This is a genomic window from Parahaliea maris (assembly GCF_008064665.1).
Classification (GTDB): domain Bacteria; phylum Pseudomonadota; class Gammaproteobacteria; order Pseudomonadales; family Halieaceae; genus Parahaliea; species Parahaliea maris.
This window is the reverse complement of the sequence record NZ_VRZA01000002.1, coordinates 422,046-443,071: the sequence shown is the minus strand read 5'-3', so window position 1 is coordinate 443,071 and position 21,026 is coordinate 422,046. Positions and strand designations below refer to the sequence as shown.

Genomic DNA, 21,026 nt, shown 5'->3' with positions numbered 1-21,026 from the left:
CATAGTCCTGGACATGCATGCCCCGGTATTACTCAAGCATCTGTCCCGATAGACCGCGGTGGGCGTTGAAAGTTCGCTGCACTGCCGCCAGGGACGACAGTAAGAGACAGTCGAACGCAAAAAGTTCCCCAACTGTAATATTTCCTTAACTCGCGTGGACTGCTTTATACTCGCCGGCTCGACGCGACACACGTAAGTGATTGGCGCCCATAATATAAGTCACTCGGAAACGCAGCAAGCAGAGCCCATGCCCTCCCCTCTCGAACACGATGTGCTGATTATCGGCGCCGGCGCCGCCGGCCTCAGTCTGGCCCTGCAATTACCACAGGCATTGCGGGTGGCCGTACTGTCGAAGGCCGACGTCAACCAGGGATCTACCTACTGGGCCCAGGGCGGGATGGCCGCGGTACTGGACACCAAGGACAGTATCGATTCCCATGTCGAGGACACCCTGGCTGCAGGCGGTGGGCTGTGCAAGCGCGAGGCGGTGGAATTCACGGTCAGCAACAGCCGCGACTGCGTCGAATGGCTGGTCCAGCAGGGCGTAGACTTCGACCTGCGCCCGGACCACCACGACGAGTTTCACCTGACCATGGAGGGTGGTCACAGCCACCGCCGGATTATCCATGCCGCCGACCGCACTGGCCGCGCCATCTCCGAAGTACTGACCGAGCGGGCCCTGGCGGCGCCGAACATCGAAATACTCACCCACCGGGTGGCGGTGGACCTCGTCGTGGAGGACGGCCACTGCCAGGGCGCCTACATCCTCAATCGCCAGACCGATCACGTTGAGCTACACCTGGCCCGGGCCGTGGTACTGGGCACGGGCGGCGCCAGCAAGGCCTATCTCTATACCAGTAACCCGGACGGCGCCAGCGGCGACGGCATCGCCATGGCCTGGCGCGCCGGTTGCCGGGTGGCCAACCTGGAGTTCAACCAGTTCCACCCCACCTGCCTGTACCACCCCAAGGCCAAGTCCTTCCTGGTCACCGAGGCGATCCGCGGGGAAGGCGGCCGCCTGTTGCTGCCGGACGGCGAACCCTTCATGCACCGTTTCGACGAGCGCGGCGAACTCGCACCACGGGACATCGTGGCCAGGGCCATCGACCACGAGATGAAGCGCCTCGGTGTGGACTGCGTATTCCTCGACATCTCCCATAAACCCGCCGATTTCCTGCGCGAGCACTTCCCCACCGTGACCCAGCGCTGCGCGGAACTCGGCATCGACATCACCCGGGAGCCCATCCCGGTGGTGCCGGCGGCCCACTACACCTGCGGCGGTATCGTCGTGGACACCCGCGGCCGCACCGACCTCGCCGGGCTGTACGCAGTGGGCGAGACCTCCTGCACCGGCCTGCATGGCGCCAACCGCATGGCCAGCAACTCCCTGCTGGAGTGCATCGTGTATGCCCGCGCCGCGGCCGCCGATATTGCCGCGACCATCGACGCGGCGCCGACACCCCGCCCGGTCCCGGCCTGGGACGAAAGCCAGGTCACCGACTCCGACGAGGACGTAGTGATCTCCCACAACTGGGACGAGTTGCGCCGCTTCATGTGGGACTACGTGGGCATCGTCCGCACCAACAAGCGGCTGCAGCGGGCCGAGCACCGGATTGAACTCCTGCAAAAGGAAATTGCCGAGTACTACAGCAATTACAAGGTCGGCAATGACCTGCTGGAGCTGCGCAACCTGGCCATGGTGGCCCAGTTGATGATCCGCTGCGCCCTGGCCCGCAAAGAGAGCCGTGGCCTGCACTACACCCTGGACTATCCCGACACTCTGCCGGAGGCTCTCGATACCGTGCTGGTACCGGCCAACTCAGCCCTGTCCAGCTGAGCCCGCATCAGTGCCCGCCACCCGCAGCAGCTTGCGCAGCTGGCGCCACTGCTCCGCTTGCAGGCTATCGGGCCAGAGATAAAGCCAGCGGACAGCGGAACCCAGCGGGCGCCCCTGCCCTGCCATCCCGTCCACGGCGCGCCAGCGAAAGGCCAGTAACCACGGCGGGCTGTGCACTGGCCCCAGGATCTCTACCGGCACCCAGCCGCGCGCGCGGAACCTGAATTGCCACTGCCCCGCCAGGCAGCGCAGCCCCACGGGGCGCTTCCGCTGCCCGGCACTGACGAGAGACAGGGCCAGCAACAGGGCCGCGCCGGCACCGAGTGGGTAACCGTCGAGAAAAACAAGCAGCGGGGCCGCTAACAGGGCCGAGAACAGCAGGGTGTAACAGGCGATGCCTCGCCGCGACCGCTCAAGATCGATCGCGGCGATGAGCGTAGTCGAGGATTTTCGCCACGATGGCGGCGTGGTCTTCATTTTGGGGCTGCTCCCGGCGCAGGAACCAGGCGAACAGCTCCTGGTCCTCGCACTCCATCAACTGCTGGAAGCGCTGCCGGTCGCGTTCATCCAGCCCGCTGTAACAGGCGGAGACAAAAGGCTCCAGAACGAGGTCCAGCTCCAGCATGCCGCGGCGACTGGCCCAGCGCATGCGTTTAAGTTCTTCGTCCTGAATCATAAGCCTCTGTGCTGTTTGGGGAACATCAAAGGCCGGCATTATACACCCAAGGCTACCACTGGCTGACAGTGCCCGGGCAAAGCCCTATCATGAGTCCGCCCAACAGGAGTGAGATGTCGTGCCCGCTTTTTACAGCCAACTGGATAATGAGAGCCTGCTGCAGGTCAGCGGGCCCGATGCAGCCACCTTTTTGCAGGGGCAGCTCACCTGCGATGTGCGGGCGATCGATGCCGCCCACGCCGCTCCCGGTGCCTGGTGCAATGCCCAGGGCCGGATCATCGCTGACCTCCTGCTGGTGCAGTGCACGACGGACCAGTACCTGTTGCGACTGCGCGCCGATATCGCAGCCAGCACTGCAACGCGCCTGGGCAAATACGTGGTGTTCTCCAAGGCCAGCGTGGAACGGCTGGAGAACTGGCGCGTATTCGCCTTATGGGGTGATGAATTGGCCGAAGCACTGGGGTCCCTGTTCCCGGATCTGCCCGAAGGGCGTTTTGGCAGTGTCAGCGGCGAAGGCCTGAGCCTGGTGCAGATGGACGAGGCAGGCCAGCAGTTCGAGCTCTACGCCTCCCCGGAGCGCGGCGATATCAGCGCGGGCCTGAGCTCCCTGGAAGCGGCGGACAGTAGCCAGTGGCAAGCGCTGCAAATCGCTTCCGGCCTCGGGCGCATCGAAGCGGAGACCGTCGAGGAATTCCTGCCCCAGGCCCTGAATTTTGACCTGGAGGGCTTCGTCAGTTTCCAGAAAGGCTGCTACACCGGACAGGAGGTCATCGCCCGCCTGCACTACCGGGGCAAGTCCAAACGCCGGGCTTTCATTGGCCGCGTGGACTGCGCCAGCGCACCGGGTGCCGGCGCCCCCGTATTCCAGCAGGGGGCAAGCCAGGCGGTGGGCAACGTGGTCAATGCCGTCGGCAGCCCCGACCAGGGGTGCACGCTGTTACTCAGCACCACCCTGAAAGCCTGCAGGGAAACCCTGTACCTGGCCCCTGATGGCGGACCGGCGATCACGCTCACGGTGCCCGCGGAACTGGTCGGCGATAGCGACCCCGAAACGGACGGGAACTAGTCTCTCGCCTGGCCCGCCTCGCCCGTAACCCGCCCGCGCCAGCTCAGTCGGGGATTCGCCAGTCGATCGGCGTTGCGCCCCGTGAGGTGAGGTACTCGTTGGCTTTGACAAAGTGCCCACAGCCGAAGAAGCCGCGATGGGCACTCAGGGGCGACGGGTGCGGCGCTTTCAGAACGCAGTGTTTTTGGGTATCGATCACCGCGCCCTTGCGCTGGGCGTAACTGCCCCACAGCAGGAACACCACGCCACTGCACTCGCGGTTGACCACCTCCACCACCCGGTCGGTGAACTGCTCCCAGCCCTTGCCCTGGTGTGATGCCGCTTTGGCGCACTCCACCGAGAGCACACTGTTCAGCAACAGCACCCCCTGGTCGGCCCAGCGGGTGAGATGTCCGTGGGACGGAATGGGATACCCCAGTTCGGCGTGGATTTCCTTGTAGATATTCTGCAGCGATGGCGGCACCGCCACCCCCGGCTTGACCGAGAAACAGAGCCCGTGGGCCTGGCCCTCACCGTGATAGGGGTCCTGGCCGAGGATGACCACTTTGACCCTTGGCAGCGGCGTGTGCGCAAAGGCATTGAAGATGTCCTCCCCGGCGGGAAACACGCGCTTGCCGGCCGCCTTTTCAGCCCGCAGGAACTGCGACAGCGACTGCATGTAGGGCTGCTCGAATTCGCTCTCGAGCTGCGCCAGCCAGGTCGGCTCGAGTTGTATGCTGCGACTGTTCAACGCGCCGCCCTCAGTTACAGGCGGCCAGCAGCACCACCTGTTCCGCCCTCTCGGTCAGCGGCCGGGGTGAAGCAGGGGGCAGACACTTGCTGCGCTGCCGTTTGCCTGCGGGCTGGTTTTGCACCTCCAGCAGGTCGCCTGCGCGCCGGGCGGCCCGTTGCCGTTCCTCGCCAACCTCGCCGTACAGGGTCGTGCGCTGGCGCGGGCTGCGCCCGGCAGCGCGAATATGGGCTTCCATCACTGCGGGCGCCCACTCCTGGCCGTGGCTGGAACCGGCAGCGCGGGTGATGCTCTCGTTCATCAGGGTACCGCCCAGGTCGTTAACCCCGGCCTGCAAACAGGCGGCCACTCCCTCCGCCCCCATTTTCACCCAGGAGGCCTGAATATTGTCGATCAGGCCATGGAATACCAGCCGGCCCACCGCGTGCATCAACACGGCCTCGCGGAAACTCGGGCCGCGCCGGGCCCGGCCACGAAGGTACATGGGCGCTTCCATGTGCACGAAAGGCAGGGGGACAAACTCGGTAAAGCCGCCCCACTTCTGTTGCAGCCGCCGGATCTCCAGCAGGTGACGCGCCCAGTGCCGGGGCTGGTCGATATGGCCATACATGATGGTGGCCGTGGTCCTGAAGCCCACCTCGTGGGCCGCCTCCATGATCTCCAGCCACTCCCCGCTGCTGAGTTTGTCCGGGCACAGGACATCGCGCACCTCGTCGTGGAGGATCTCCGCCGCAGTACCCGGCAGGGTGTTGAGCCCGGCGTCACGTAACTGCCGCAGGTACACCCCCGGCGCCAGGCCGAGAGTGGCTGCGCCCTGGGCCACCTCGAGTGGCGAGAAGGCATGGATATGCATGTCCGGCGTGGCGCTGCGCACGGTGCGCAGGATGTCGAGATAGGTCTGGCCGGTGTAGTCGGGGTGGATTCCCCCCTGCATGCAGACCTCGGTGGCGCCCCGCTCCCAGGCCTCGCGGCAACGCCGGGCGATCTCCTCACCGCTGATATCGTAGGGGCGGCCGCGCAACTCCTCGTGCTGCTTGCCCTTGGAAAAGGCACAGAACTGGCACTTGAAGTAGCACACGTTGGTGTAGTTGATATTGCGGTTGACCACGTAACTCACGCTGTCTCCGCTGACCGCCCGGCGCAATGCGTCCGCCGCCCGCACCACATGGGTGAAGTCATCGCCGCGGGCTTCGAACAGCCGTGCCACCGCCGCCTCATCCAGTTCATGACCGGCTCGGCAGTCGTCAAGAATAGTTTGTAGTTCCGCGGAAGGCGCCGCCGGGCGATAGTCCGGCGCCAGCAGCAGTGCGTCCTCCCGGGGAACCGGGGCGTCCTCCCCCGGGGCCCAGTGGTCGCGGCGGGCCAGGCCCGCGCTGTCCGAGAGGCGCAACACCGGCCCGCGCAGGGCTGGGTCAAGCCAGGTGTCGGGCCGCTGCACAAAGGCGGGATACACCGTCAGGCGCTGGTCCAGGTACTTGCCCGCTGCGCGGGTTTCCCCGGCGAGCCTGTCGAGGTGCGGCCAGGGCGCTTCGGGATTGACAAAATCGGGGGTCAGGGGGGAAACCCCGCCCCAGTCATTGATGCCTGCGGCCACCAGCTGCGGCAGCACACCGGGACTCAGGTTCGGTGGCGCCTGCACATTCATCTGCGGCCCGAACACCAGCCGCGCCACGGCGATAGTCCACAGCAGCTCATTGAGATCGGGCTCCGGGGCAGCGGCCATCAGCGTGCCCGGCTTGGCGCGGAAGTTCTGCACGATCACTTCCTGCAAGTGGCCGTACTGCAGGTGCAGGGCGCGCAGGGCCAGCAGGGATTCGATGCGCTCGAGACGGGTCTCACCGATGCCAATCAGAATACCCGAGGTAAACGGTACCGCGGCCTCCCCGGCCAGGGCGATGGTTTCCAGGCGCCGGGCGGGCTGCTTGTCGGGGGAGCCGTAGTGAGGCATGCCCTTCTGGCACAGGCGCTCCGACGCCGATTCGAGCATGATCCCCATGGAGGCACTGACCCGGCGCAGACCCGCGATTTCCTCGGCGGTCATGCAGCCGGCATTGATATGCGGCAGCAGGCTGGTCTCCTCGAGGATGGCGGCGGCCACCGCCTCTACATATTGCAGGGTGCTGCTGTAGCCCATGGCCGCCAGCGCCTTGCGCGCCGCGCTGTAGCGTAGTTCCGGCTTCTCACCGAGGGTCAGCAGCGCCTCCTGGCAACCGAGTTTCTCCGCCTCCCGACACTGCTGCAGCACCTGTTCGATGCTCATGTAGGGCTGCTCTACCCTTTTCGGCGTGCGCGCAAAGGTGCAGTAGTGACACACATCGCGGCACAGGTGCGTCAGGGGCAGGAACAGTTTGCGGGAATAGGTGATCACATTGCGGTGGCCGCTGTCGCGCAAGGCGCCTGCCAGGCAGGCAAGCGCAGCGGTGTCGCCCTGGTCGGCCAGTGCCAGGCACAGATCACTCGACGGTGGCCGCCCTGTTTCCCAGGCCGAATGGATTGCATCCAGCAATGCCAGACCGTTTGTCCCAGCTGTCATGCCCCGTATCCCCCTTTTGTGCCCGCCTTGGCAGGGCCTTGTTGTATCGAGCCGGCTTGCGGGATTGCCAGCGTGAGTCGCGCGCGCAGACCGGGCTGATCCAGCCAGGCCCGGGTGGCATCACCGATATCGGTGGCGACCAGCAACTGGGCGATATCGGCCGGATGATCAATATCACGTGCTGTACCCTTGCGCTGTAACAGGGTACACCGGACTCCCGCCTCCCGCGCCCACTGTCGGTGGCGCTCGCAGCTATCTGTCCCAAAACGGAAGGACGGACGACTCGCAGCCGGGAACACCATCAGGTTGGTACCGGCGCCATTGCGATCCGGGGCCAGCAGCAAGCCGCCGGCTGCGGCGTACCTGGTCAGGGCGGCGTCCACATCCCGCGCCGCCAGCCAGGGCAGGTCGGCATGCAGGACCATGATGTGGTCCCCCGGGCCTGCATCGATACGGTCACAGGCTGCTGCCAGCACCCGGTTTAGCCCGCTGCAGCCGAGCGCCCGCTCGGCCAGGTGACGGGCGTGAAAATGTTCCGCCAGCAGGGCCGCGCCGGGGTCATCGGACACCAGCCACAAACGGTCCGCCGCGGGGTGCGAACTGAGCACCGCCAGCACATCCTCGGCCATGGCCTGCATCAGGCCGCGCCGTTCGGACGGCGAGAGTATGCCGGCGAGGCGGGTCTTGGCCGCGACCAGGTCCTTGAGCGGTAATAAAACGTGCAGCATCAACAGCCCGCCAGTTGCAGGACGAAACGCGCCAGGGCGCGCTTGTCGTCGAGGGTTTGCATCAGTGTATTGCACAATACCGTGGACTGCTCGAGTTCACTGGCGAGCGCGGCATCCTCTGTATCCAGCACAAACTCGGTGACCAGCCCCGGGTAATGTTCGCTGTAGTGACGGACCACCGCCGCTGCATCCACCGGCAGGCCCAGCTCAGCCATCATCTTGGCCGCAGGCCCCTTGACGGCGCGGCCGCCGATAATGGGTGACACCGCAATCACCGGCACGCCCAGGCCGGCCAGCTGCCGCCACAGACCGGGAATCCCCAGCACCGGATCGACACTGACGAAGGGGTTCGACGGGCAGATCACGACAGCCGAAACCTGGCCCGAATCCAGCAAGGCCTGCAGCGCGGGAGCCGGCCGTGCCTCCGCCTGCCCCCGGAAACTGAAGCCGGTTACCCGCGGTTCACACCGACGCCGGACAAAGTACTCCTGGAACGCCAGGTCCCCCTCGTCACTGTGCACCACCGTCGACACGCTCTGGTCCGACATGGGCAGAACCTGCACGGCGATGCCCATGGCCCGCGCCAGGCTGGCGGTGACCTCGCTCAGGGTATCGCCCGCGGCGAGGCGACCGCTGCGCAACAGGTGGGTCGCGATATCCCGGTCACCCAGCTGGAACCAGGTATCGGCCCCGAGCTGTTCGAGCGCATCGCGCACCAGCCAGGTCTCTCCCTCGAGACCCCAGCCCTGCGCCCGGTTACTGCGCCCGGACAATGTGTACAGCAGGGTGTCGATATCCGGACTGATAGTCAGGCCGTGATAGCGAAAGTCGTCTGCCGTGTTGACCACCACCGCCAGCGACTCCGGCGCGAGTTCGCGGGCCAGCCCCAGGGCGAGTTTGGCGCCACCGACACCGCCGGAGAGCGCCAGAATTTTCTTCCTGCTGCTGTCGGCCACTAGCGGAACATGTCCATTTCGCGTTCACGCAGGATCGCCTTGGCGCCCCCGAGGCCACTGCGCACGCGGGCACCGCGCACCAGCACCACGGGGCAGCGCTCATCGGATTCCCCCTGCACCAGGGAGGCCGCCGCCGCCAGTTCATCGGCGACAGCCGCTTCGGTCACTTCCAGTTGGTTGCCGAACAGGTCGCGCTCGCCTACCTGGTTGTACAGCGGATCGAGTCCGGCGCTGCCGATGGCCATGCCCACGGTGCCCTTGCGCCAGGCGCGACCCACACTGTCATTGATGATCACCATGGGCGCCTCCCCCGGCCGCCCGGTAAGGGCCTTGCGCAGGGTTTCGGCGGAGCGGTCGGGATCTTCCGGCAACAGGAGAACTCGGGGGTCACCGTCCGGCTGCTCGATGTTGGAGCGGTCGATACCGGCGTTGGCCATCACAAACCCCAGCCGGTGTTCTACGATAATCACGCCGGGGCGAACGCGGAGCACCTCGCGGGACTCCCGCAGGATGCATTCCACCTGGCGCGGATCCTTGTCGGCCTGGGCGGCGATCGTGGCTGCTCGCCCGGAGGGCTCGACATCGGCCAGGCGCACGTAGCGCCCCTCGGCCTTGGACACCACCTTCTGCGCCACTACCAGCACATCCCCGGACGCCAGTTCGATTTGATTATCGGCCAGCGACGCCCTGATCAAGGCCGCGAGATCATCGCCCGGCGCGACCAGCGGAAAGTCCCGCAGGGGGATGACCTGAACCGTACCGCTCATTCTTCAGCATGATCCAGACCGGTTATGCGTATGCCAGCGTGGCAGCTGTACTGCTTGTTGATAGTGATCAGAACCGAGGTAAGTGCCTCGGCGGCAGCGGCGTTATTGATCATGCCCGCGTGATAACCGCGCATCCCCGCGGCCTCCACCAGCTTGATTACCTCGGCCCGGGCGTCCTTCTTGTTGCCGCAGACGAGCACGTCGCAATCCAGGCCGGCGCCCTCCTGCAGGTGGTGAGCGGCCACATTCTGGAAGGCGGACACAACCGCCACCTCCTCACCCAGCAGCTCCTGGGCAATCTGCCCGGCGCTGCCCTGCTCCGGCAGCTGCACGCGGGCCACGCGCGGAGGCACCAGCGGCACCGTCACATCGATCAGGATCTTGCCTTGCAGGGCGGGCTTGACCAGCTCCAGCGTACTGGCCTGGTGGCTGAAGGGAACGGTGAGAGTCACGATATCCGCTGCCTGCGCCGCGGCGAGGTTTTCCATGGCTTCCACCACGACGGCTCCGACGCCGCGCTCCGCCATCACCTCCCGCAGGTCGGCGACCGCGGCCTCGGCCTTCTCCTTGGTCCGGGAGCCAATAATCACCCGGTAGCCCGCCTGGGCCCAGCGGCGCGCGAGCCCCGTGCCGAGATCGCCGGTTCCTCCGAGAATGGCCAGTACCGGTAAGTTGTCTGTTGTCATCATTATGTCCTGTTGGCTGGATTACCCCGGGAGAAGAGTTCAGAAAGTGCGACCAGAGGCACTTCGCTGGCAGCGCCCGGCAACACTGGCGGCGCTTCGCTTGCCAGCCTCCCGAATTCGTTTAGCATGCGCAGTGCCACGGCATCTTAGGGAAATCAAAAGATGACCACAAGACGCCCCGGGCGCTTGTCATAAGGAGTTAAACCACAATGGATACCCCTCTGGATTTCAGCGGCAAGGTCGTTCTGGTCACCGGTGGTGGCAAGGGCGTGGGCCGCGGTATCACCGAGCGCTTTCTGTCCGCGGGAGCCGAGGTCATGGTCTGCGGCCGCAGCGAACCGGAAACGCTACCGCAAGCACAGGGACGCCAGGCGGCCTTCACCGCCTGCGATGTGCGCGACTTCGAACAGGTCGAAGCCTGCGTCGCGGCGACGGTGCAGCGCTTTGGCCGCCTCGATATACTGGTAAACAATGCCGGCGGCGCCCCCTACGCCGACGCCGCCACCGCTTCGCCGCGCTTTTCCGAGTCGATTATCCGCCTCAACCTGATCGCCCCGCTCAACTTCAGCCAGGTGGCCAACCGGCAGATGCAGCAGCAGGAGAGCGGTGGCAGCATCATCAATATCGCCAGTGTCAGCACCATTCGCCCCTCCCCCGGGACCGCCGCCTATGGCGCCGCCAAGGCGGGACTGGTCAACCTCGGGACTTCACTGGCCGTTGAGTGGGCCCCCAAGGTACGGGTGAACGCGGTGATCGCCGGCCTTGTACGCACCGAGCAGAGTCACCTGCATTACGGTGACGAGGCAGGCATCGCCGCCGTTGGCGCCACCATACCGCTGGAACGGATGGCCCTGCCCGGGGATATTGGCGACGCCTGCCTGTTCCTGGCCTCGCCGCTGGCCTCCTATATCAGCGGCGCCAGCATTGCCGTCCACGGCGGCGGCGAAAAGCCCGCGTTCCTCGATGCCGCCAACGCCGGGAGCACCGAGTGACACCCCGGCTCGCCCTGGCCCTGGCCACGGCGAGCCTGTGTTTGGCCGGCTGCCGGCTGCCCGACAGCGCCCCCGCATCGCCCACAACCGAAGCACCGCGCCCCGCCGCCGATTGGCGCAATTACGGCGGCACCGATGGCGCCCAGTACTCGCCACTAATGGAGATCGCCCCCGCCAACGTCAGCGACCTCGAAGTCGCCTGGGAACATCGTTCCGGTGACATTGCCGACGGGCGCGGCGAATGGGGCTTCACCTCGCTGCAGGTCACGCCGCTGGTCGCCGACGGCACCCTCTATTACTGCACCCCCTTCGGCCGGGTATTCGCCCTGGACGCGGAAACCGGCCGGGAACAGTGGTCTTTCGATCCCCAGGTACGCAACCGCCACAGCGGTTTGTACCCGGTGATCTGCCGGGGAGTGTCGCTGTGGCAGGATGACGGCCCCGGCGCTGGCGCCTGCCGCACCCGGATCCTGTACGGCACGCGGGACGCCGAACTGATCGCCCTGGACGCCGCCACGGGCCAGCCCTGCGAGGATTTTGGCACAGCCGGACGGGTTTCCCTGAAAACCGGCATCGACGGCGCCCGGACAGGCGAGTACTACCCCACCTCGCCACCGTGGGTGCAAGGCGACCTGGCGATTGTCGGGGCGGCGATCCCCGACAACGAGCGCCGCGACGTTCCCAGCGGGGTGGTGCGCGCCTACGACGTCCGCAGCGGCAACCTGGTCTGGGCCTGGGAGCCGGTGACCGAAGCCTACCGGCACGCGCACCGGGACACACTGAAGCAAAACCGCTATCATCTCGGCACCCCGAATGTATGGGCACCCATTGCCGGTGACCCCGCCCGGGGCCTTGTCTACGTACCTACCGGCAACCCGTCGCCGGACGTCTATGGCGGCGATCGCCAGGGCATCGATGCACTGGGCTCCTCCGTGGTGGCCCTCGACGCCGCCACCGGCACCTATCGCTGGCATTTCCAGACCGTCCACCATGATGTCTGGGATTACGATGTCGCCTCCCAACCCACCCTGTTCCAGTTCCCCGGCGTGGGGGACGGCCGCCCCGGCCTGGCCCAGGCGACAAAGATGGGACACCTGTTCCTGCTGGACCGGGAAACCGGCGCTCCCCTTTACCCGGTTGAGGAAAGGCCGGTTCCCGGGGACGGGGTTCCCGGTGAGACCCTCTCCCCGACACAGCCCTTCCCCACCCACCCCGGCCCGCTCCACCTACCCGAACACCTGCAGGCGGAGGACATGGACGGATTTGTCTGGTTCGACCGCGCCGCCTGCCAACGGGAACTGGCCCGCTATCGCAATGACGGCATGTTCACCCCGCCGTCGCTGAAGGGCTCGGTGCTGTACCCCACCACCACCGGAGGCATCAACTGGGGCGGCATCAGTATCGACGGCCAGCGGGCGATTGCGCTGGTGAACCAGATGCACCTGGCCGCAGTGGTCCAGCTGATACCGCGAGCGGAATACGACGCTGCCGGCTACCAGGGCAGCTACCCGCTGGAGTACTACCCGATGCGCGGTTCCCCCTACGGGGTCAAACGCTTTCCGTTGATGTCCCCCCTCGGCGCGCCCTGCAATCCGCGGCCCTGGGGCAGTCTCGCCGCAGTGGACCTGGGCAGCGGCGAAGTCCTGTGGCGGCGACCACTGGGCACCACCCGCGGCCTCGCCCCCTGGCCTTTCTGGTTTGAAGCCGGCACCCCCAACACCGGCGGCCCCCTGACAACCGCCAGTGGCCTGACCTTCATCGGTGCCACCACGGACGGAACCTTCCGCGCCTTTGACACCCGCACCGGGGAGGAACTCTGGAAGCACCAGCTTCCCTACACCGGCAACGCCACTCCCCTGAGTTACCGGGCACGCCCCGGTGGCCGCCAGTTCGTGGTCATCGCCGCCGGTGGCCACGGCTGGTCGGAACCGGGGGACGCCATCGTCGCCTTTGCACTGCCGAAAACCGGCGCCCCCTGACACGCACCGGTTGTCCACCGGGTGCATCGCGGTATACTGCCGGCAGCGAAACACCCCGCGGGGGAAGCGCACCCCCCGCAGCGATAACTACGAGTCTGAATGTCCCAATCCGCTCCTCCATCTGCCAGTCATGCCGCGGTCCTGGAACTGCCCGATGAGGTGCAGCTGTCGGGCCGTGTCAGCCGAACCGGGAGCGATCAGCTCGAATTGCGCGAGGTCAGGCTCGTCGGTGGGCGGGGTCCCAAGCGGCTCAGTCTTAAACAGGGGGCTGTGGCCACCCTGGTGCCCCAGGCGCTGGAGGGCGCCAACGGTCCCATCGAGCGTATCCGCGTAACCATCGCCGGCATCAACGGAGGCACGGTATTGCTGAAGCCTGCGGACGAGGCAGCGGGTCGCAACCTGGAAGCCTTCGACCAGGGTCTTTCCGCCCCAGCCGGGGAACCCGACGAACAGGCCATCGCCGCCACCGGCAGTGGCAATACTCTCGCGGACTTCGAGCGCATCGCCTGCGCCCAGCTGGAACCACTGTGGGCCGCGTTCATCGACCAGTTGCCCCATTACCTCAGGGAGCGAACCACCCGCGGCAGCAGTTCCCATGCCAGCGCCCTGGCGGAAGCTGCCCGCGACCTGCACAAAGCGGGCAAGGACTTCAAGAGCGGCCTGATGCAACAGGTCCGGACCAACTTCCGCGACCTGACGCCGGTGTCCCCGGCCTCCCGGCTGTGGCAGCAGACCGGGAAGTCGGAAGATCACACCCTCGACCTGGTCGACCTGGCAGACTTCGAGGACTACCTGGCGGTAGACCGTATGATCAACATCGGCCGGGAGTGGTACGGCGAAGTGCTGGAATGCCTGACCGTGCGCCTGGCCGACGTGCTCGACGTCTCACCCCTGGACCTGCGCCTGCCGATGCACGTGGCCGAACTCTGTACCGGGCTGCAAAGCCTGCTGGCCAGGGCGGAGATCAACCACACGGCGACACCGGCGATCTTCGACGGATTCATGCGCAATTTCATGCCCCACCTGGAGGGCTACTACGAGCGCCTGAATGCCAAACTGAAAGCGGCAGGTGTCTATCCCGACCTGGAAGAGGAAATTCGCAGCAAGGGATCTGTGCTGGAGCGCGCCCTGGCAGAGCGCCAGCGCGGAGACCGGCCACCGCGACCGGAACAGGAACAGGAACAGGAACAGACCGAACCGGAGCCGGCGAAGGCGGCAGACGACGCCGGTAGCGGCCAGGGCCCGGGATCCAGCGAGCCACAAGGCCCCGGGCCCGCGGTTTACCAGTCGGTGCTCGACGCCCTGAATTTCCAGCGCGAGGTGCTGCCCGGGAATGCGGTGGCGAGTGACTCGCCGGCGGCCAGCGCGGAGTCGGTGCTGCTGGCCCTCGACAACCTGCAGCGTGACAGTGCCCTGCGTGCAGAGCTGCGCGATCTCGGCTCACTGCGCCAATTTCTGGCGGCCAACAGCGATCGCTTTGCCACCCTGCGGGGCACGGCCGGCTCCGGCCCGGACAGCATCAACCAGCTCGATCTGGTTGACACCCTGTTCGACACCCTGCAGACCCAGGTGGATGTGTCGTCCCAGCTCCAGCCCACGCTCTCCGACCTCCAGGTGCCACTGGCCAAACTGGCGCTGCAGGAGCCTCAGTTCTTCATCGATCACCAGCACGCGGCACGCGGCGTTATCGACAAGCTGGCGCAACTGGCCGCGAGTGGCAACTTCCCCAACCGGATGCTGGAAGGCAAGGTCACGGAGATCATCGGCTCGATCGTCGAGCGCTACGATCGCGACGCGCAGGTATTCGATACCGCGCTGGAGCAGATCGACAAGCTGGTCCAGCAACAGGAAGCGGCCCAGGCGCGCAACATCGAACGCGTCATTCGCACCCAGGAGGGCCAGTACCGCCTGCGGCAGGCCCGGGCGGAAGTCGACCGGGCTATCCGGGACCAGCTGGGGGAAGGTGACGTTCCCCAGTTGCTGCTGGACTTCATCCACCACGGCTGGCGCGACCTGCTGGTTCTGACCTGCGTCAAGCAGGGTACCGACAGCGCCAGCTGGCAGGATCAGCTGCGCACCCTGGACCTGCTCAGCGAGTGGCTGGCGGAGCAGCAGGGACAGTCCAGCGACGGCCTGTCCATGCAGCACGGACTCGAGGCGGGGCCCTTCATCGACATGCTGGAACAGCAGGTCAGTTCTGAACTGCCTGCCAACCTGGAACTCGGTCCGGTACTCGCGGAGCTGCGCGAGGCACTCTCCGGCGAGAAGCCCGTTGCCAGCGCCCAGCTCGACGACAGCGACTTCAACTCCGGCGCCAATGGCGCTGACCTGAATGAACGACTGGCGCGCACCCACCGCCTGCGGCGCTGGGTGGGTCGCGTGCAACAGCTGGAAACCGGCAGCTGGCTCAGCTACCGGGACCGCCACGGCGAGCGCAAGCGTATGCAACTGGCCTGGCTCAGCCCCGACAACGACCACTTCATCTTCGTCAATGAGCGCGGTCAGAAGGTCGCCGAGATGAATGCAGTCCAGCTTGCCCGCCAGCTCAGCCGCGGCGCCAAGCCGCCGTCGACGGCGGACCGCATGTCGCTGGTCGACCAGAGCATGTACGGCACGCTGGAATCGGTGCAACGCACATTGAATTTCAGCCGCAACCACGACCAGCTCACCCAGCTGATCAACCGCGAGACCTTTATCGACCAGGTCGCCCGCGCGCTTCGCCACGCCAATCGCAAGTCGTCCCAGCACGCGGTACTGCACCTGAATATCGACCAGTTCCGCCTGGTTAACGAGGTCTACGACCAGGTGGCGGGGGACCAGGTACTGGCGGAATTCGCCAAGTTGCTGTCGCAATTGCACGGCAGCAAAATGTCCACCGCCCGCCTCGGGAATGACAGCTTTGGCATTCTCCTGATCGATCACGACATCGAGCGCGCCCTGGCCGCGGCCGAGAAAATACGCGGAGATATCGAGAGCGGAAACCTGGAGATCGAGGGGGAACTGATCCGCTTCACGGTCTCCATTGGCATGGCCCCCATCAGCGACTACAGCGTCAGCGTGGATGCCATTCTGGAAGGTGCTGAGCAGGCCATGCACACAGCCAAGGCGGAGGGCCGCAACCGTGTTGAACTGTACCGGGAAAGCGCCGAAAAAGTGGCCCGGCAACAACATCTACGCCAGGAATCGCGGCAGGACCTGGAGCGGGCGCTGGCCACCGAGCGCTTTGTGCTGCGGGCCCAGCCCATCGTCAAGACGGAACTGCGCGGCGAGCGCAGGATAAGCCGCCACTACGAGCTATTGCTCGGCCTGCGCGGACCGGAGGGTGACATCGAATCACCCGAGAAATTCATTCTCGCTGCCGAGCGCCATGGCTTCATGACCGAGGTGGACCGCTGGGTGGTACGCGAAGCCTTCCAGTGGATCAGTCAGCTCATGGATGCGCAAAAGGTCGTGCCCAGCCTCGCCATCAACCTGTCTGGCACCAGTATTACCAATGACGCGTTCATGGAGTACCTGTTCGAGCAGATCTCGGAATTCGGCGTGGGCACCAATCGCCTGTGCTTCGAGATCACCGAAACCGGTACCATTACCAACCTGGTCAAGGCAGCGGACTTCGTGCGCGCCTTCCGCAGTATCGGCTGCAAATTCTCACTGGACGATTTCGGCACGGGATTGGCCAGCCACAACTACCTGCGGGAGCTGCCGGTGGACTACGTCAAGATCGACGGAACCTTTGTCACCGGCATCCACGAAAACCGCAACGACTACACGATGACCCGTTCGATCAACGACCTGGCCCACTTCCTGGGGCAGGAAACCATTGCCGAGTCGGTGGAGAACGAACCCATCATCGTCAAACTGGAAGAGCTTGGCGTGGACTTCCTGCAGGGCTGGGGAGTCGGCAGGCCCAAGCTGCTGACGGACATCGCCGCCGAACTGTCGAGCATCGAAAAATAGGATGCCGCACCCCATGGATAGAGGCGGTCCCGACTACGACCAGTTGCTCGGCCTGATCTACGAAGGACCACTGGAAGCCCGGCCCTGGCAGAGTGCCCTGCCCCGCCTGAGGGAAGTGTTCGGCGCCCAGGTGGCATCCCTGGTACTGCGCCCGCCCGCCGAGGACGACCGCGGCCTTATTCTGAACAGCGTCCGCGACAGCGCTGGCAACAACCTGGCCGACCCCAATGACTGGGAGGTGAGCGCCTACCGCGAACAGTTTTTCGCCCTCGACCCCTTCATCAACCTGCCACTGAACAAAGTGGTGACACTGCAGGATATGCTGGACGGGGAGGAGCTGGAGAATTCCGACTACTACCGCCACTACCTGCAGCCGGTGGATCTGTTTCATATTCTCGGCATCGACACGGCGGAACCGGGGGGCATGGTGGCTCGTTTGCGATTTTCCCGCCGGCGCCAGGACGGTGCCTTTGAGCGCGCCGATCGCACACTGCTGGAAAGCATCACCCCGCACCTGCAGCGGGCGATTCACATCTACGCCCGACTCAGCCGCACCACCACCGAGCGCGACCTTTACGCCGGCGCGGTCGACCAGCTCTCGGTCGCCACCGTGATCCTCGACGAGACCGGGCGGATACTGAATACCAACGCCCTGGCCAAGGCGCTGCTGGAAGAACGCAACGGCCTGTTCATGAAGGAGCAGCACTTGCAGATCGGGGGCCGCGATCTCAACCGGCGGTTGCAGGAAGCGCTGACTACCGTGATCCGTGCCCAGCAACGCGGCGAAGCCTCTGTGGTGCGCGCCCTGCGGGTGCCGCGGGAAAACGGCCACCAGGATCTCGGCCTCGTTATCCGCCCCATCGCCAGCTCGGAGTGGGGCGAGGCCCAGGCCAGCCCCTGCGCAGCGGTATTCATCAGTGACCCCGACCTGCGCGAGTCCGCCTCCCAGCAAACCCTGGGAGAGCTGTTCGGCCTGACGCCGGCGGAAGCCAATCTCGCCATTCTGCTGTCCCGCGGCCTGAGCCTTGCGGAAGTCTCTGATTCGCAGAACGTTTCCCAGCACACCGCCCGGGCGCAACTCAAATCCATCTTTGCCAAGACCGGAGTTTCCCGTCAGGCGGAACTGGTGCGCCTGGTGCTCAAGAGCGTCGCGTCACTGGGCTGAGCGAAAATCAGCCTCACCCCGGCTCCAGTGCACTGGTTTCCACGGGAAAATTGATCTGCATCAGTTTGTATGCCAAGGCAATTAGGCTACAATTTCCCGCATGAGCTGTGGGGTTAATGCGACCACTACATTCAGAATGTCACCGGCCGGCAGTACCGCGAACGCGACACGGCATTCCCGATTCCGGGTACGGGCCACATCGGTTTAAAGCCATTGGGGGAGAGAGCAATAAGATGATCCAACACACCTTTGGTCTGCTGGTAAAGCCCAGCGTGCAATGGCGCACCATCGCAAATTTACCGGGGCCGTCGTTCAATACCCTGGCGCTGTACCCCTGCATCATGGCGATCCTGCCGGCGGTAGCCTGGTACTTCGGCACCAGCCAGGTGGGCTGGACGGTCGGCAGCAGCGAGCAGGCGGTCAAGCTGACGCCGGAAAGCGCCCGCCAGATCAGTATCCTCTTCTACCTCGGCATGGTCGCCTGTGTTGCGGGCATCGGCTACTTCATTCACTGGATGGCACATACCTACGGTGCCGAATCCAGCACCGTCAAAGGCATTGTGGTAGCCGGCCTCACCGCCACCCCCATGTTTATTGCAGGCCTGGTGGGTTTTTACCCGCTGCTGTGGCTGGACCTGCTGATTGGCGTTGCCGCCGTCAGCTGGTCGGTGTACCTGCTCTACCTGGGGATCCCGATCATCATGAACATCCCGGAAGAACGTGGCTTTCTGTTCTCCAGCGCCGTGATCGCAATTTCACTGGTTATATTGATCTGCCTCATGGTCGGGTCGGTGTTCCTGTGGGATCTTGGCGCCGCTCCGGCTTTCACCGACTGAGCAGCTCACCCGCTAACCACCTGCATGACTTTGGAAGTAAATCATGAGCGAACTTAATTCTGCACTGGAGCACCCCACCTACAACTACAAGGTGGTACGCCAGTTCGCGGTGATGACCGTGGTCTGGGGGATTGTCGGCATGCTGGTGGGCGTGTTGATCGCCGCCCAGCTCGCCTGGCCGGCACTCAACTTCGACCTTCCCTGGACCAGCTTCGGGCGCCTGCGACCACTGCACACCAATGCGGTGATCTTCGCCTTCGGGGGAAGTGCACTGTTTGCCACATCCTATTACGTGGTGCAGCGAACCTGCCAGACTCGGCTGATTTCCGACAAACTGGCGGCCTTCACCTTCTGGGGCTGGCAACTGGTGATCGTGTTGGCCGCCATCACCCTGCCGCTGGGCCTGACCTCCTCCAAGGAGTACGCCGAGCTGGAGTGGCCAATCGACATCCTGATCGCCGTGGTGTGGGTGGCCTACGCCATTGTGTTCTTCGGCACCGTCGCCAAGCGCAATACCAGCCACATCTATGTCGCCAACTGGTTCTACGGCGGCTTTATTCTCACGGTGGCGGTGCTACACATTCTCAACAGCCTGGCGATTCCCGTTAGCCTGACCAAGTCCTACTCGGTCTATGCCGGCACGGTCGATGCAATGATGCAGTGGTGGTACGGCCACAACGCGGTGGGCTTCTTCCTCACCGCCGGCTTCCTCGGCATGATGTACTACTTTGTGCCCAAGCAGGCCGAGCGCCCCGTGTACTCCTACCGCCTGTCAATTGTTCACTTCTGGGCACTGATCGCGGTGTACATCTGGGCCGGCCCTCACCACCTGCATTACACCGCCCTGCCCGACTGGGCCCAGAGCCTGGGCATGGTGATGTCCATTATTCTGCTGGCACCTTCCTGGGGCGGCATGATCAACGGCATGATGACCCTCTCCGGCGCGTGGCACAAACTGCGCACCGATCCCATCCTGCGCTTCCTGGTGGTGAGCCTGTCGTTCTACGGCATGTCCACCTTCGAGGGGCCGATGATGTCGATCAAGACGGTCAACGCCCTGTCCCACTACACCGACTGGACCATCGGCCACGTGCACTCCGGTGCCCTCGGCTGGGTAGCCATGATTTCCATCGGCGCCACCTACCACCTTATTCCGATTCTGTTTGGCAAGGAGAAGATGTACAGCGTGGAACTCATCAATGTCCACTTCTGGATGTCCACCATCGGTACGGTGCTCTACATCGCCTCGATGTGGGTCAACGGCATCATGCAGGGCCTGATGTGGCGCGCCTATAACCAGGACGGCACCCTGACCTACACCTTCGTCGAGTCGGTGGCCGCCAGCCACCCGGGCTACCTCGTGCGGGTAATCGGCGGCGGCATCTTCTTCGCCGGCATGCTGGTGATGGCCTACAACCTGTACATGACCGCCCGCCGCGATGCGAGCGAAGACCAGCCTGCCTCCGCGGCAGCCAGCGCGGCGTAAGGAGCGGATAACATGGCCCTGAGCAAACACGACAAAATCGAAACCAATGTCAGCCTGATGATGGTGCTGACCATCGTCGCCATCAGTTTTGGCACCCTGGTGGAGCTGGCACCCCTGGTGTTCGGCAAGCAGGTGAAGGAACCGATCGAAGGCCTGCAGCCCCTGCCCGCCCTCGCCCTGGAAGGCCGCGACATCTATATTCGCGAGGGTTGCAATACCTGCCACTCGCAGATGATCCGGCCGCTGCGTGCGGAAACCGAACGTTACGGGCACTACTCCGTGGCCGGCGAGTTCGTCTACGACCACCCCTTCCTGTGGGGCTCCAAGCGCACCGGGCCGGATCTCGCCCGGGTGGGCGGCCGCTACAGTGACGACTGGCACCGCGCGCACCTCTACAACCCGCGCGACGTGGTTCCGGAATCGGTAATGCCCTCCTACCCCTGGCTGTTCGATCACACGGTGGACGGCAGTGTAACCGGGCGCAAGATGGCGGCCCTGCGCGCCGTCGGCGTGCCCTACACCGACGACGACATTGCCGGCGCCGCCGCTGCGGTGGAAGGCAAGACCGAGGTAGACGCGCTGGTCGCCTACCTGCAGCAGCTCGGCACACTCCTGCAGATGCGGAGGTAGCG

17 protein-coding genes are annotated in these 21,026 nt (G+C 65.0%); 9 read left to right on the top strand and 8 right to left on the bottom strand.

Annotation, left to right across the window (positions count from 1 at the left end; genetic code table 11):
* Window positions 1-247 precede the first annotated feature (247 nt).
* On the top strand, window positions 248-1,837 hold the full coding sequence (nadB, locus tag FV139_RS06360) for an L-aspartate oxidase (protein ID WP_148067417.1): 1,590 nt from the start codon (window positions 248-250) through the stop codon (window positions 1,835-1,837).
* Here nadB and FV139_RS06355 read toward each other — a convergent pair.
* Both FV139_RS06355 and FV139_RS06350 read right to left on the bottom strand, forming a co-directional pair.
* Entirely contained in the window at window positions 1,820-2,314 is a 495-nt protein-coding gene (locus tag FV139_RS06355) for a protein YgfX (RefSeq protein WP_148067416.1), read from the bottom strand. The genes nadB and FV139_RS06355 overlap by 18 nt on opposite strands.
* Window positions 2,250-2,513, bottom strand: a complete 264-nt coding sequence (locus FV139_RS06350; protein ID WP_148067415.1) for an FAD assembly factor SdhE — start codon at window positions 2,511-2,513, stop codon at window positions 2,250-2,252. Before FV139_RS06350 ends, FV139_RS06355 begins: the two co-directional genes overlap by 65 nt.
* 118 nt (window positions 2,514-2,631) lie before the next feature.
* Here FV139_RS06350 and ygfZ point away from each other — a divergent pair, with 118 nt between their 5' ends.
* Window positions 2,632-3,579 (top strand): CAF17-like 4Fe-4S cluster assembly/insertion protein YgfZ, encoded by a 948-nt coding sequence (gene ygfZ, locus FV139_RS06345; RefSeq protein ID WP_148067414.1) that lies wholly within the window; start codon window positions 2,632-2,634, stop codon window positions 3,577-3,579.
* Window positions 3,580-3,622: 43 nt separating this feature from the next.
* Here the strand turns inward: ygfZ and ung are convergent, their stop codons facing one another.
* Genes ung through npdG form a run of 6 tightly spaced genes read right to left on the bottom strand, consistent with a single transcriptional unit; the run spans window position 3,623 to window position 9,979 of the window.
* Window positions 3,623-4,309, bottom strand: coding sequence for a uracil-DNA glycosylase (ung, locus tag FV139_RS06340; RefSeq protein ID WP_148067413.1), 687 nt, complete (start codon window positions 4,307-4,309; stop codon window positions 3,623-3,625).
* Between the two features lie 10 nt (window positions 4,310-4,319).
* The gene (cofH, locus tag FV139_RS06335) at window positions 4,320-6,842 is read right to left on the bottom strand and encodes a 5-amino-6-(D-ribitylamino)uracil--L-tyrosine 4-hydroxyphenyl transferase CofH (RefSeq protein WP_148067412.1); all 2,523 of its coding nucleotides are present in this window, start codon (window positions 6,840-6,842) and stop codon (window positions 4,320-4,322) included.
* Window positions 6,839-7,570, bottom strand: a complete 732-nt coding sequence (gene cofC, locus FV139_RS06330) for a 2-phospho-L-lactate guanylyltransferase (protein ID WP_148067411.1) — start codon at window positions 7,568-7,570, stop codon at window positions 6,839-6,841. The genes cofH and cofC overlap by 4 nt, the downstream gene beginning before the upstream one ends.
* Window positions 7,570-8,526 carry a 2-phospho-L-lactate transferase gene (cofD, locus tag FV139_RS06325; protein WP_187276427.1) on the bottom strand — a complete coding sequence of 319 codons (957 nt, stop codon included), beginning with the start codon at window positions 8,524-8,526 and terminating at the stop codon, window positions 7,570-7,572. Before cofD ends, cofC begins: the two co-directional genes overlap by 1 nt.
* Window positions 8,526-9,293 carry a coenzyme F420-0:L-glutamate ligase gene (cofE, locus tag FV139_RS06320; RefSeq protein ID WP_148067410.1) on the bottom strand — a complete coding sequence of 256 codons (768 nt, stop codon included), beginning with the start codon at window positions 9,291-9,293 and terminating at the stop codon, window positions 8,526-8,528. The genes cofD and cofE overlap by 1 nt, the downstream gene beginning before the upstream one ends.
* Window positions 9,290-9,979, bottom strand: a complete 690-nt coding sequence (gene npdG / locus FV139_RS06315) for an NADPH-dependent F420 reductase (protein ID WP_148067409.1) — start codon at window positions 9,977-9,979, stop codon at window positions 9,290-9,292. Before npdG ends, cofE begins: the two co-directional genes overlap by 4 nt.
* A gap of 209 nt (window positions 9,980-10,188) precedes the next feature.
* Between npdG and FV139_RS06310 the strand changes: the two genes are divergently transcribed.
* The 7 genes from FV139_RS06310 (at window position 10,189) to ccoO (ending at window position 21,024) form a co-directional block, all read left to right on the top strand.
* Window positions 10,189-10,971 carry an SDR family oxidoreductase gene (locus FV139_RS06310; RefSeq protein WP_148067408.1) on the top strand — a complete coding sequence of 261 codons (783 nt, stop codon included), beginning with the start codon at window positions 10,189-10,191 and terminating at the stop codon, window positions 10,969-10,971.
* On the top strand, window positions 10,968-12,950 hold the full coding sequence (locus FV139_RS06305) for a pyrroloquinoline quinone-dependent dehydrogenase (protein WP_148067407.1): 1,983 nt from the start codon (window positions 10,968-10,970) through the stop codon (window positions 12,948-12,950). The genes FV139_RS06310 and FV139_RS06305 overlap by 4 nt, the downstream gene beginning before the upstream one ends.
* 99 nt (window positions 12,951-13,049) lie before the next feature.
* Window positions 13,050-16,907, top strand: a complete 3,858-nt coding sequence (locus FV139_RS06300; protein ID WP_148067406.1) for a DUF1631 family protein — start codon at window positions 13,050-13,052, stop codon at window positions 16,905-16,907.
* 13 nt (window positions 16,908-16,920) lie between these two features.
* Entirely contained in the window at window positions 16,921-18,072 is a 1,152-nt protein-coding gene (locus FV139_RS06295) for a helix-turn-helix transcriptional regulator (RefSeq protein ID WP_148067405.1), read from the top strand.
* 233 nt (window positions 18,073-18,305) lie between these two features.
* Window positions 18,306-18,908, top strand: coding sequence for a Yip1 family protein (locus tag FV139_RS06290; protein ID WP_148067404.1), 603 nt, complete (start codon window positions 18,306-18,308; stop codon window positions 18,906-18,908).
* A 43-nt stretch (window positions 18,909-18,951) separates the two neighbouring features.
* Complete coding sequence (gene ccoN, locus FV139_RS06285) at window positions 18,952-20,394, top strand: cytochrome-c oxidase, cbb3-type subunit I (protein ID WP_148067403.1); 1,443 nt, start codon at window positions 18,952-18,954, stop codon at window positions 20,392-20,394.
* A 12-nt stretch (window positions 20,395-20,406) separates the two neighbouring features.
* Window positions 20,407-21,024: a cytochrome-c oxidase, cbb3-type subunit II gene (gene ccoO, locus FV139_RS06280; RefSeq protein WP_407946803.1), complete on the top strand. Its 618-nt coding sequence runs from the start codon at window positions 20,407-20,409 to the stop codon at window positions 21,022-21,024.
* Window positions 21,025-21,026 lie beyond the last annotated feature (2 nt).

Bases quoted from the DNA above. Each gene is read 5' to 3' on its own strand.
- FV139_RS06355 (WP_148067416.1), bottom strand. From the start codon at position 2,314: ATGAAGACCACGCCGCCATCGTGGCGAAAATCCTCGACTACGCTCATC.
- cofC (WP_148067411.1), bottom strand. From the start codon at position 7,570: ATGCTGCACGTTTTATTACCGCTCAAGGACCTGGTCGCGGCCAAGACC.
- FV139_RS06310 (WP_148067408.1), top strand. From the start codon at position 10,189: ATGGATACCCCTCTGGATTTCAGCGGCAAGGTCGTTCTGGTCACCGGT.
- FV139_RS06300 (WP_148067406.1), top strand. From the start codon at position 13,050: ATGTCCCAATCCGCTCCTCCATCTGCCAGTCATGCCGCGGTCCTGGAA.
- FV139_RS06290 (WP_148067404.1), top strand. From the start codon at position 18,306: ATGATCCAACACACCTTTGGTCTGCTGGTAAAGCCCAGCGTGCAATGG.
- npdG (WP_148067409.1), bottom strand. From the start codon at position 9,979: ATGACAACAGACAACTTACCGGTACTGGCCATTCTCGGAGGAACCGGC.
- ccoO (WP_407946803.1), top strand. From the start codon at position 20,407: ATGGCCCTGAGCAAACACGACAAAATCGAAACCAATGTCAGCCTGATG.
- cofH (WP_148067412.1), bottom strand. From the start codon at position 6,842: ATGACAGCTGGGACAAACGGTCTGGCATTGCTGGATGCAATCCATTCG.
- nadB (WP_148067417.1), top strand. From the start codon at position 248: ATGCCCTCCCCTCTCGAACACGATGTGCTGATTATCGGCGCCGGCGCC.
- ccoN (WP_148067403.1), top strand. From the start codon at position 18,952: ATGAGCGAACTTAATTCTGCACTGGAGCACCCCACCTACAACTACAAG.
- FV139_RS06350 (WP_148067415.1), bottom strand. From the start codon at position 2,513: ATGATTCAGGACGAAGAACTTAAACGCATGCGCTGGGCCAGTCGCCGC.
- cofE (WP_148067410.1), bottom strand. From the start codon at position 9,293: ATGAGCGGTACGGTTCAGGTCATCCCCCTGCGGGACTTTCCGCTGGTC.
- FV139_RS06295 (WP_148067405.1), top strand. From the start codon at position 16,921: ATGGATAGAGGCGGTCCCGACTACGACCAGTTGCTCGGCCTGATCTAC.